This window comes from Rosettibacter primus (assembly GCF_036860675.1).
Taxonomy (GTDB): domain Bacteria; phylum Bacteroidota; class Ignavibacteria; order Ignavibacteriales; family Melioribacteraceae; genus Rosettibacter; species Rosettibacter primus.
Map to the genome: position 1 here is coordinate 640,718 of NZ_JAYKGK010000001.1, position 12,595 is coordinate 653,312.

Annotated in this window: 10 protein-coding genes and 1 tRNA gene; 6 read left to right on the forward strand and 5 right to left on the reverse strand. The window is 29.5% G+C overall.

All coding sequences use genetic code 11. From position 1 onward, the window contains the following. Window positions 1-34: 34 nt before the first annotated feature. Entirely contained in the window at window positions 35-1,438 is a 1,404-nt protein-coding gene (locus VJY32_RS02690) for an MATE family efflux transporter (protein WP_353676333.1), read from the reverse strand. Window positions 1,439-1,536: 98 nt separating this feature from the next. Between VJY32_RS02690 and VJY32_RS02695 the strand changes: the two genes are divergently transcribed. After that, complete coding sequence (locus VJY32_RS02695; RefSeq protein ID WP_353676334.1) at window positions 1,537-2,070, forward strand: helix-turn-helix domain-containing protein; 534 nt, start codon at window positions 1,537-1,539, stop codon at window positions 2,068-2,070. 2 nt (window positions 2,071-2,072) lie between these two features. Here the strand turns inward: VJY32_RS02695 and VJY32_RS02700 are convergent, their stop codons facing one another. Then, the gene (locus VJY32_RS02700) at window positions 2,073-4,451 is read right to left on the reverse strand and encodes a PAS domain S-box protein (RefSeq protein WP_353676335.1); all 2,379 of its coding nucleotides are present in this window, start codon (window positions 4,449-4,451) and stop codon (window positions 2,073-2,075) included. Between the two features lie 147 nt (window positions 4,452-4,598). After that, window positions 4,599-4,671: transfer RNA gene (locus VJY32_RS02705), tRNA-Ala, on the reverse strand. A 162-nt stretch (window positions 4,672-4,833) separates the two neighbouring features. On the opposite strand from VJY32_RS02705, the gene VJY32_RS02710 reads away from it, so the two are divergent. Then, window positions 4,834-5,241, forward strand: a complete 408-nt coding sequence (locus tag VJY32_RS02710) for a c-type cytochrome domain-containing protein (protein WP_353676336.1) — start codon at window positions 4,834-4,836, stop codon at window positions 5,239-5,241. 33 nt (window positions 5,242-5,274) lie between these two features. Here VJY32_RS02710 and VJY32_RS02715 read toward each other — a convergent pair whose 3' ends face one another. Beyond that, window positions 5,275-6,267 carry an NAD-dependent epimerase/dehydratase family protein gene (locus tag VJY32_RS02715; protein ID WP_353676337.1) on the reverse strand — a complete coding sequence of 331 codons (993 nt, stop codon included), beginning with the start codon at window positions 6,265-6,267 and terminating at the stop codon, window positions 5,275-5,277. Between the two features lie 114 nt (window positions 6,268-6,381). Here VJY32_RS02715 and VJY32_RS02720 point away from each other — a divergent pair, with 114 nt between their 5' ends. Further along, window positions 6,382-7,575, forward strand: coding sequence for an aminotransferase class I/II-fold pyridoxal phosphate-dependent enzyme (locus tag VJY32_RS02720; RefSeq protein WP_353676338.1), 1,194 nt, complete (start codon window positions 6,382-6,384; stop codon window positions 7,573-7,575). A 71-nt stretch (window positions 7,576-7,646) separates the two neighbouring features. Beyond that, complete coding sequence (locus VJY32_RS02725; protein ID WP_353676339.1) at window positions 7,647-8,768, forward strand: hypothetical protein; 1,122 nt, start codon at window positions 7,647-7,649, stop codon at window positions 8,766-8,768. An 80-nt stretch (window positions 8,769-8,848) separates the two neighbouring features. Here the strand turns inward: VJY32_RS02725 and porD are convergent, their stop codons facing one another. Continuing rightward, window positions 8,849-9,727 (reverse strand): type IX secretion system protein PorD, encoded by an 879-nt coding sequence (gene porD / locus VJY32_RS02730; protein WP_353676340.1) that lies wholly within the window; start codon window positions 9,725-9,727, stop codon window positions 8,849-8,851. An 87-nt stretch (window positions 9,728-9,814) separates the two neighbouring features. Between porD and VJY32_RS02735 the strand changes: the two genes are divergently transcribed. Further along, window positions 9,815-10,609 (forward strand): PorV/PorQ family protein, encoded by a 795-nt coding sequence (locus VJY32_RS02735; RefSeq protein ID WP_353676341.1) that lies wholly within the window; start codon window positions 9,815-9,817, stop codon window positions 10,607-10,609. Next, entirely contained in the window at window positions 10,606-12,567 is a 1,962-nt protein-coding gene (locus VJY32_RS02740; RefSeq protein WP_353676342.1) for a ComEA family DNA-binding protein, read from the forward strand. The genes VJY32_RS02735 and VJY32_RS02740 overlap by 4 nt, the downstream gene beginning before the upstream one ends. Window positions 12,568-12,595: the final 28 nt, after the last annotated feature.

Below are 12,595 nucleotides of genomic sequence, written 5' to 3' on the forward strand. Positions count from 1 at the left end.
TATATCTTAGAAAAATTATTTTGTCAAGTAGTTATTAAACTCTTTTATATCCATCCCAATTTCCAAAGTAAAATTTGAGAAATATAATTCCTGCATAAAGTATCACATAAAATGGAAGTGCTAACCAGGCTCCAATTAAACCTAATTTTAGTATTACTCCGAGAAAGAATGCAATCGGGACAAAAACAAACCAATTTGCAATTACTTCGGCCATCATAACAAAAAATGTTTTTCCTGCTGCCTGCAAGCCATTGGCAAGAACAACACCAAATGAATAAAATATTTGACCAAATCCTGCAATTCTCAAGGCTGGAACGGCTGTATCAATAACTTTGTAATCATTCGTTGTAAGAATTAAAATTGCTTTTGGAACAGAAATAAAAATTAATCCTACAAACAATGTATAAATCGCTGCAATTTTGCTCGTTTCAAAGCCGTAATGTTTTGCAAGTTTAATATTCCCACTACCCAGACTATTACCTACAAGTGTTTGAACTGCTATTCCAAAACCAAAGCATGGCATAAGAGAAATTAGAAGTGAAGAAAAAACAATATTACTAGCGGCTTGTTCGAGTGTGCCAATAAAACCAGTTATTGCTATAAAACTTAAGAATCCAATCAGTATAAAAATATTTTGAAGTGAAACAGGGAGAGAAATTTTTATTATGGAATTTGCTATATCTTTAACAAACTTAAAATTCTTGAAGTATTTATATCTGAATCGATAAGATGGAAGAATTGAAACCCCGAAATAAAAAAGTGCATCGCAAAATGTTGCTAAAGTTGAACCCAAACCGGCACCTGCCAATCCCATTCCTTTAATTCCAAAAGCACCATAAATCAAAATATAGTTAAAAATAATGTTAAGAAAATTTGCCAGTACACCTGAATACATAAAAATTTTTGTTTTACCAATACCAAAATAAAATCCACGATATGATACAGTCATCAAAAAAAATGGAATTCCTAAAAATCGATAATGTAAATATTCACCGGCATAGATTCCAACTTTTTTATCAACTGCAAAAAAATCAGCAATATCATTTGCAAAAAGAACAACAAGCGAACTTATTATCACTCCAATTAATAGTGAAAGGAGTAAAGATGTATTTAGAACTTTACCACATTCTTCATAATTTTTGGCACCATATCTTCTGGCAATTAAAACATGAGTACCTGTGGCAAGACTTGAAAAAAAACTTACGACTGCCCATGTTGCCAGTACTCCAATACCCATTGCAGCAAGATAATATTTTGCATCTGGAAGACGCCCTATCATTGCAGTGTCAATTAATGAAACCAGCATTTGGGTTGACAAACCTGCAATTGCGGGTATGGCAAGTCTTAGAATATATTTACGGTCGTCGTTAAGAGAAAATAATTCCATGAAACTAAAATATTGAAATAAAATTTTTGATAAAACTTTTTTATTCTTCAAATAATTATTAATTCATTTTCAAAAAAGATTAATTGAAAAGTTAACATTTAATCTAAATTTTACTATTTTGCAAATGGTAACGTCGGACTAAAGTAATAATGACAAAGCAGGAAGAGATAAAATATTTAATTCATACTTATGGAATTAAACTGAGTTACATTGCTGAAAAAATTGGAATAAAAACACAAACATTAAATTATTTACTTAATGAACATCATCCATTTGATGATGAACTTTATAAAAAAATAAAAGAAATAATAGACAACTATCAGTTTGAATTAAATTTATTCGATGAAACTTATCAGGAGGATTTTGATTTATTCAATGAAGAAAATCAATTCAGTATTGGAGAACGAATTAGAATATTTGCAAAAAAGAAATTTGGAAAACTCAAAAAACTTGCTGAAGCAATGAACATATCACCTCAACAACTTCAACAATATATTAGTGGAAAAAGAGAACCGGGGGCAAAAATATTAACAAAACTTTTAAGACTTGGGTGCGATATTAACTGGCTACTTGGAGGTAAAGAATCAATTGAATCTTATCGAATTTATAAATTAGAAACAAGACTTAGACAACTCGAAGAAGCTGCTGAAGAAATTTCTCAAATAATAAAAAAATTGGAATAAATTTATTTCCCCAATGCTTTTCCGTAGTTAATCATAAAATTTGTACCAAATCCTTTTTTTGTTTCCAGATTTATTTTTGCTTTATTTAGTTCAACAAATTTTTTTACAAGTGCTAAGCCTAATCCTACACCATCATAAGCTCTTCCATAACCCATTTCTTCTTGAATATAAGGTTCAAATACATGTTTGATATATTCTTTACTTATTCCTATACCTGTATCCTTTACACTTATAATAATTTCATCATTATCATTTTTGTCAAGAATTACTTTTACATAACCTTTTTTTGTATACTTTATTGCATTATCAATTAAATTAGAAATTGTTTGCGTGAATGAATATTCATCAAGATAAAGAAAAACTTCTCCACAGTTATTTTCAAAAGTAAAATCAATATTTCTTATTGAAGCTGCAGATTTGAATTCTAAAACAAGATTGTTAATAATAGATGTTATGTTAATCCTTTTCATTTCAACTGGGAATTCACCAGTTTGTAATCTCGAATAATTTAGAATCATGTCTACAGTCCTAATAATTCTTCTGCTTGAATTATCAATACTAACAAAGTATTGTTCTTCTTCTTCATCAATATATTTTTCAAATGATTCTTTTATTAAACTGACCATTCCAAGAATACCATTCAAAGGAGTTCTAATCTCATGAGAAATATTTGCAATAAATGCATCTTTAAGCTTGTTTGCAGATTCAGCTTTTTCTTTTGCCTCAACCAATTCATCATGAATTTTCTTTAGTTCAGTAATATCTTCAACCGTTCCATCATAATATAAAGCTTTTCCATTTGCATCTTTAACTGCTCGTGCACTTTCTCTTACATAGATAGTACTCCCGTCTTTTCTCTTCCATGCAGATTCTAAACCTTTAACAATACCATCTTTTTCAATTTTTTCAATAAATACTTTTCTTTCATAACCTGGTTCAAATCCTTCATGATTTAAATTTCTTTTGCATAATTCATCAAAAGAAGAATAACCAAGCATATTGATAAGTGTTTTATTTGCAAGCAATATTTTCCCTTCTGGTGTAGTTCTATAAAGCCCGATTGTAGAATTCTCATACAAAGAACGAAATCTTTCTTCACTTTCTGTCAATAATTCCAATGCTTTTTTTCTTTCAGTTATATCCTCAGCAATTGATAAAATTGCGGTTCGTCCATCCGGTAATTTCACTTTTCTTTCTACTAGATGAACCCATATAGGTTGGCCTCCTTTTTTTATGGAAGTTATTTCCATGTCGAGAATTTCTCCTGCAAGTAATCTTTTAATATTTTCTTCAACATGGTCAATTTTATTTTCTGTTTGGAATTCTCGAACATTCATTTTCAATAATTCATCGCGAGTATATCCCATAATTTGACAAAACTTTTTATTGACATCGATAATATTTCCATTAACATCTTCAAGAACAATTCCCACAGGTGAAGTTTCAAATAGATTCATATAAAGTTCAGCATTAAGATGAAATAATTCTTCAGCTTTTCTCTTTTCAGATTCTTTCCTCAAGAAATCTAATGCAAAAGAAATATCCATTGCCATTTCAGTAAAAAGTTTTACCTCATCTAAATCGAAGTAATTTATTAGTGGTGAATAAAGTGTCAGAATTCCTTCTACTTTTTTTGATATAATCAGCGGAAAGAAAGCAATGGAATTTATATTATATCTTTTATAAATCTGCCAGTCAATTGTTCTATCATTTAAGCCATTAAGAATAATACATTTTTTACTTTTATGAATCTGGTTAATTATCTTTTTGTATGAATTATCATTCAATAAATTACTTTGCTTATTAATGAAACTCTTTGTAAATCCTTTGCAAGCTGTAATTTTTATATTGTCATTTTCAAATAAACCAATCCAGCATAAAAGATTAGCTTTTTCGTGGGAGAGCTTACAAATTTCGTAAAATAATTTTTTTTGCTCTTTGACTCTTACAATCGTCTGGTTAACATCACTTAAAAAAGAATATAACTTATTTAATTTCTCAATCTTCTGATCGATTAATACTTCCCGATTAATATCTCGCGATATTACAAGAACAGCATCTTTTCCTTTATATCTAACCTTATGTGAGGTTATGTCTACAAAAATTATATTACCATTTTTTAATTGATGTCTACATATACCATACTGCTTCGATTTTATTTTTTTCTTTTTAATATCCAACAGACTGGGAATATCTTCTTTTGGTTCAAGGTCTTTCATTTTAATATTAAGAAACTCTTTTCTTGAATATCCATATTTTTTTATAGCAGCTTTATTAACTTCAAGAAGTTGTAATGATTTATAATCATATATCCACATGGGCAAGGGATGATTTTTGAAAAGTAAATTGAAAGTATAATCCACATCGGTGCCGAAAGCCATATTACCCTCACAAAATTTTTAAGAGATGATAAAACATTTTTTTATGTTAATTTCTGAGAAAAACTAATTAATTAAAATGTAATACTCAAGAATTAAAATCACTTCGGATTTGATGCAAAAGGCTTTTAATATTGAGGAGAAAAATTGTGGAGCTGAGGGGATTCGAACCCCTGACCTTCTGAATGCCATTCAGACGCTCTCCCAACTGAGCTACAGCCCCATAAAGTTCAGTGCAAATATAGAGAAACTTATATTCCTGAGTCAAATATTATCCAATTCAAATGAATAAGGATTCTATAGAAATATTTATGTCCATTGAAAAATAAATTCATTGAATTCCACAAAGAGTAAGAATATCTTTGTATCAAAATTTTGTGAAATTATGAATTACAAAAAATATTTAAACATAATATTTATTATCACATTTGTACTATTAATTTCTTATTCATGCGATGATACAATTACTCAGGAGGATTTAGACAACAGACAAATACCTTCTTCAAATGTAAGTTATTCACAACATATTCAACCTGTATTTGATGCAAAATGCAATTACGCAGGTTGTCATAATGATAGAGATATGGCTGGTGGATTAAGTTTAACAAATTATTATAATACAACCGCAGATTATTTAATTGTTGCACCCGGCTTACCTGAAAACAGTAAATTAGTCTGGTCAATTGAAGGTAGAGGGACAAATCCAATGCCCCCTGTTGGAAGATGGCCCTTAACAAAAAACCAGATTGATGGAATTAAAATCTGGATTAAAGAAGGAGCAAAGAATAATTAAAAGTAAATTTTTTATTTAATTTTGTTTTAATATTTATAACCACTTCATTTTTCTGTACCATGAGATTGTTCGCATCATCCCTTCATCTAATGAAATATTTTGTTTATAACCTAATTCATTCTTTGCTTTTGAAACATCGCATGTCCATTCTTTTTGAACAAAATCTTTTGCTTTTTCTAAATTAAAAGTTGCTGCTTTTGAGCTGAACATTGCAAAAAATTGAGCGATGGCAGCTACTATATAAACAATAAAATGAGGTATTCTGATTGTAAGAGCACTTCTACCAAATGCTTTTTTTATAGATTGACTTATCTGTTCCCATGTATAAATTTTTTCTGATGCAATAAAATAAAGTTGACCCTTAGATTTATCCGAAGTCGCTGCAAGAAAAATTCCATTTACTACATCATAAACATGACTTAAGTTCAATTTCTTTTCGTTAAATCCTACAAGTGTCATTATTCCCATTTTATAGGTTTTGAATACCTGATAAATTTCCGTATCTCTTTCTCCATAAACCGCTGGCAGTCTTACAATAGTTATTGGCAATTTATCCATATAACTTTTGGCAAGTTTTTCTTCAGCAAGTTTACTTCTTCCATAAGTTGTGATTGGATGTTCGGGAGTTTCTTCATTACATGGTTCCCCATTTAATGAAGGACCGCATGCTGTTTGACTGCTTACCACCACAATTCTTTTAATTTTCGAATCTATTTCACATAATGCATCAAGAAGTGTTCTTGTTGTTTCAACATTACCTTTGAAATAACCTTCTTCTGTTTTTGCTTTTACAACTCCGGCAATGTGAAATAAGTAATCAGCATCTTTAAGAACCTCTTTTAATTTCTCTTTATCAAATAATCCTGAATAGAAAATTTCTACTGGCTTCCCCTCCAACCATTTTGTAGAGCTCGTTTTTCTTAAAATGCATTTTACATGATGACCCTTTTCAAGAAGATAATCGACCATATGACTTCCTACGAATCCGGAAGCTCCTGTAACAACTGAAATAATTTTAGATTCCATAGTATTAAATAATTATTAATTTTATTTATATTGTCTTTGTTATTTAAGAATTTTATTCAAAAGATATAACTAAAATATAAAAATCAAAATTTGTAAAACAATCAGGAGGTATTTTTGGGAGATTTATTCACAAAATGTTTTGAATTTACCCGCGCAGATGATATCAAAGCGTTGGGCTACTATCCATATTTCAGACCTATCGAAGAAAATGAGGGACCTGTAGTTCAAATCGAAGGAAGAAAGATTGTAATGGCAGGTTCAAATAATTATTTAGGTTTAACAGCACATCCCAAAGTTAAAGAAGCAGCAATTAAAGCAGTTGAAAAGTATGGAACTGGATGTTCGGGTTCGAGATATTTAACTGGCACACTTGACCTTCATATTGAATTAGAAAACAGATTGGCTAAATTTTTTGGTGCTGAAGCTGTACTTCTTTATAGTACAGGTTACCAAACTGCACAGGGTATAATAGCTGCATTAGTCCAAAAAGGTGAATATGTAGTTTCCGACAGAGATAATCATGCTTGTATAGTTGCTGGACAAATTATGGCACGCGGTGCAACTGCTGAACTTGTAAGATACAAACATAATGACATGAATGACCTAGAAAGAGTTCTTCAAAAAATTCCAATTGAAACAGGTAAATTAATTGTAAGTGATGGTGTTTTTAGCACAGGTGGAGAAATAGTTGATTTACCAACACTTGTTAATCTTGCTAAAAAATATAATGCTCGTGTTTTAATTGACGACGCACATGCAGTTGGTGTGATAGGAAAAGGTGGCCGTGGAACTGCAAGTGAATTCAATCTGGAAAAAGAAGTTGATTTAACAATGGGAACATTCAGCAAAACATTTGCATCTCTTGGCGGATTTGTAGCAGGACCTGAAAGAGTAATTAATTACTTGAAACATCATTCATCTGCATTGATATTCAGTGCTTCTCCTACTCCAGCAGCTGTTGCTGCAGCTCTTGCAGCTCTCGATATTCTTGAACAAGAGCCATGGCGCGTTCAAAAATTAATTAATAATGCAAATAAAGTTCGTCAAGGATTAAAAGAAGCTGGATTTAATATTGTAGATGGAAGAACTGCTATAGTTCCTGTAATCGTGGGAGATGACGAATTAGCATTTAAAATGTGGAGAAAACTTTTTGACGCAGGCGTTTTTGTTAATGTATTTATTTCACCCGGAGTCCCACCAGGAAGACAGATGATGCGAACAAGCTATATGTCAACTCATGAAGATGAGCACCTGGAATTTATTATTGATACTTTCAAAAAAGTTGGCAAAGAATTAGGATTAATTTAATAGAAATTATCTCGTTTATTAAAGAGCCAATCAAATTTTGATATGGCTCTTTTTTAAATATTGGAGGTCTTATGTCAACAATAACAATAAAAAAAGTTGACTCAACAAAAGATTTGATGACATTTATTAAATTTCCCTGGAAAATTTATAAGAACGACCCTTATTGGGTGCCACCTTTAATTTATGACAAGAAAAAAATTCTTGACAGGGAAAAAAATCCATTTTTCGAACATGCGGATATGGAATTATTCCTTGCAGAAAAAAACGGTGAACTTGCAGGAAGAATTGCAGCAATCAAAAATGACCTCCACAATCAATACCACAATGATAAAGTTGGCTTCTTTGGATTTTTTGAATGTATTAATAATCAAGAAGTAGCAAACAAACTTTTTGATGCAGCAAAAGAATGGTTGAAATCAAAAGGCTTGAATGCAATGCGCGGTCCAGCTAATCCATCTTCTAATGATGAGTATGGAATGCTCTTAGAAGGTTTTGATGATGAACCAAGATTACTTATGCCATACAATCCAAAATATTATCTCGAACTTTGTGAAAATTATGGTTTTAAAAAAGCAAAGGACCTTTATGCTTATAAATTAGAAAACAAGAAAGTTATTTCATCAGATAAATTAAGAAGAGTTGCAGAGATAGCCCAGAAGCGTTCTAAAATAAAAATTACTGAACTCAATATGAAAGATTTTAAAAATGAATTAGAAAAAGTAAAATATGTTTATAATAAAGCATGGGCTCCAAATTGGGGATTCGTTCCAATGACTGATAAAGAAATTGATGCTATGGCTAAAGACTTAAAACCGCTTGTAGAGCCATCACTTGTATTATTTGGAGAAATTGATAATCAACTTGTTGGCTTTGCTCTTGTAATGCTTGATTTTAATCAAATTTTTAAAACTATGAATGGAAGACTCCTACCATTTAATTTCATTAAACTTTTTACACAAAGAAAAAAAATTACTTGGGCAAGAATTCTTACTTTAGGCATTATCCCTGAATATCAGAAGCGTGGTCTTGATGCAGTATTTTACTGGGAAATTGTAAATCGTGCTGCAAAACTTGGAATTTATTTAGGCGAAGCAAGCTGGATTTTAGAAGATAATGACATGATGAACCGCGCAGCTGAAGTAATGAATAGTGAGCTTTATAAAAAATACAGGATTTATGAAATCTCAATTTAATATTTTTTGAACTTGAATTCTTTTGAATTGATTATCAAGATATCTTAAATACCTAATAAATATTTTAAATAAAATTAATTTTACTTTAGTGCTTCTTCATATTTTGCAATGTGTGGTGCATCAATTTTTTTAAGTGTTTCAAAAATTGATTTATCAGGATAATTTTTTAATACTTCCACTAATTCGCCAGCTTTAGCATCAAAAAAAACTTTGAGAAGAACACTGCGTGTGTCAATTTGGTCTCTCACTTTTTCAAGGTTCTTAATTAACTTAACAATATTTTTCATTGCTGTTTCAGGGTCGCTTTCTAAAAGGTCTAAACCATTGTAGTGATAATCAAAATAATCCATTCTAAATTGTTGATACTTTGCATTTACAAGATTTTCTGCAAGCCCACGCCTATTATACAAGGTCCCTTTTGCCTGCCAGCCTTCACCAAATTGACTATTTGCACCTCTTATTGTTATTTCTAATGCTTTTGAAAAAAATTCAGAACCGCCTAATTTGTAATATGAATCCATATCAAAACCAATAATTATATAAGCATAATAATCAAGCAAACTAACAAGCGGGTCAAAATCTGTTTGATTGAAGTACATTGCTTGATTTTTCTCATACTTAAAATTCCATGCATTATCAAGAATATTAAGCATAAGAGAATTTCTTTCAGTTCCTTCAATTGGTCTTTGACTTGTAACAACTAATTGCGCCATATAAGTTGTTTCATCGCTTGCACTGATAAAGAAAATATTAAAACTACATTTAATTCTATCCCCTTCCCAATTCCCTTTAGTAAATTTTGTGTTGTTCAAATAATTCTGAATTTGATTCTTAAAATTTTCTAATCTTTCCTTAGCTGCAACAGGAAGTTGTTCAAAATTAACTGTTACAGTTGCATCGAGTTCCTGAGATTTTATAGTTGAACCAATTAACAAAATAATCAACAATAGCTTTTTCATAACTATCTCTAATTTCTTTTTATTCAAAATATAGAATTGAAAATAATTTTACAATCTATTAACTTGACTTTCAGTATGAAGGGGGTTTTGAAAATCTTTTGTTTTCTTCTAATTTTTTCCAATTTGTGTGATGCACAACTAAAACCAGGTGCACGCCAGGCTGCTTTGTCTTTTTCAGATTTATCAACATCGGATATTTTTTCTTTGTATTACAATCCATCAACTCTAAGCTATTTTTCAAATAGCTCAGTCGGAATTTCTTACTCACCTTCTCCTTTTGGTCTGAAAGAATTATCTACTGCTTATTTATCTTATGTTCAACCTGTAAAATTTGGAGTGATATCTGCTGGTTTTATGATTTATGGTTTTGAGCTTTATAAAGAAACTCAATTTGCTTTTAGCTTCAGCAAATTACTATCAAATAACTTTTCATTTGGAATTACTTCTATCTTAAAAAACATCTCAATCAAAAATTATGGTAGTAAAAATTTTTTATTATTCAATCTCGGTTGCAAATCGATATTGACACAAAATCTAAACTTTGGTTTTGCACTTGAAAACTTCACAAGAACTTCTGTAAATAATGAAAGCAATCAATTCCCTGTAATATTAAGTCTTGGAATGAACTATCACCCATTTGACTGGATAAATTTTTTTACAGCTCTATCTAAAGAAATTAATTATAATGTATCATTAAAAACAGGTGTTGAATATAAAATTCTTGACTATTTATCATTAAGAATCGGGACAGCAAATCAACCTGAAGAATTCTCAGGGGGATTTGGATTTTTTTATAACTTAATCTCACTGGAGTATGCTGTTATATCTCATCAAGATTTGGGCTTAACTCATCAATTTGGATTAGTAATTCAAATAAAATGAAAAATACTACGGGACTAATTTTAATATTTCTTTCATCATTAATTTTGGCGCAGGTAGATTCATCAGAAATTAATGATGACTTTCAATCTATACTTGAAGATGCTTCTATCGACAAAGAAGATTTTCAAATTTATGATTTAATTGAAGAACTAATTATTTATCCAATTGATATTAATTCTGCTACTATTGAACAATTGTTACAAATTCCTTATCTCAATTTTTTAACAGCCAATGCTATTATCAGATATCGAGATTTGCACGGCAAATTCAATTCTATAAATGAATTAGAAAATATTGATGAACTTAACGATGAGTTAATTAATAAAATCACCCCATTTATTCAAATCAATAAATCAGAGGATATTTTATTGACATCAATGAAAAGAATTTTTAATAAAATAAAAATTTCAAATCGATTTAGAACCATTCAAGATATACAAACAAGAAAAGGATTTAGGGAAAATAAATTTACTGGTTCAAAGCAAAAAATTTATAATCGATTTCTTATAAATTCAGAAAATAATTTTCGTGCTGGGCTTACAATTGAAAAAGATGCAGGTGAAAGTTCTTTCTCAGATTTTTTTTCTTCCCATATTCAAATAAATAATTATTCAATTTTTTCGAACATCACTTTTGGAGATTATATTGTTGAATTTGGCCAAGGTTTAGCATTATGGGGGCCATATTCATTTTCAAAAGGAATTGATGCAGTAAATTTTGTCAATAAAAATGGAAGAACTATAACTCCTTACATCAGCACAGACGAAAATAAATTTTTTCGTGGTTTTGCTATGAATGTTAATACCAATCACTTGATTTTATCACCATTCATTTCATCGAATAAAATTGATGCATCAATCGATAGTATTACACATAAAGTAAATTCATTTGATTATGATGGATATCATAGGACAAAAACAGAAATTGATAAAAAAGACAAAATCAATGAAAATCTTTATGGCATGGCTATTCATTTTGATATAAATGAAAATAACAGAATTGGTTTACTTTATTATCATTCAAAATTTAGTAACGAACTAAAATATGATTCTGAAAAATTTTACAGCTCATTTGATTGTTACTCATTAAGTTATTCATCATTAATAAAAAAATTAAATATTAACGGTGAATTTGCTTATAACAAAAATTCTATTGCTTCAATAAATACAATCAATTTAGAAGCAGAAAAAAACTTATCACTTATTTTTTCGCATAGATATTATCCTGCAAATTTTATAAGTCTTCATGGAAATTCATTTGGTGAAAATCCTTCTGTTCAAAATGAAATTGGTTTTTATACAGGAATTTTATTCAGAACTAAATTTGGCACTTTTCATTTTTATTACGACCAATTCCATAAACCTAAAGCAAGTAATACTTTATCATTCTCTTCCAATGGTTATGAATTTTTAATTTATTACTATTATAAAATTTTTCAACGAACAGAATTGAGAATAAAATATAAGTATCAAAACAAAGAGATTGAAAGTAATCTAAATGAAGTAAAATCTTTAATAAATAGTATAACTAATAACCTCCGCTTAGAAATTTTATTTAATTCATCACAAAAATTAAAATTGAAAACCAGGCTTGAATTAATTTCTCTTTCTCAATTAGAAAAAGAAAATGGATATTTAATTTCCGAAGACATTAATTATTCATTGCATAAGAATTTATATTTTTATGGTAGAATAATTTTCTTCAGAACAAATTCATACAACTCAAGACTTTATGCTTATGAAAACGACTTACCAGGGATTATGTCAGTTCCAGTTTTATATGGAGAAGGAATGCGATGGTTTATTCTAATAAAATATAAAACTAAATTTGGAATAGACTTTTCATTCAAATATTCTGAATTATACAAACCAGATGAAAGAACCTTAGGCAGCAGTTATAATCAAATTGATGGCAATTTAGACAATAGAATAAGTTTCCAAATTGATTGGAGATTATAAAATTCTACAAAAATTATATTGTATAAAT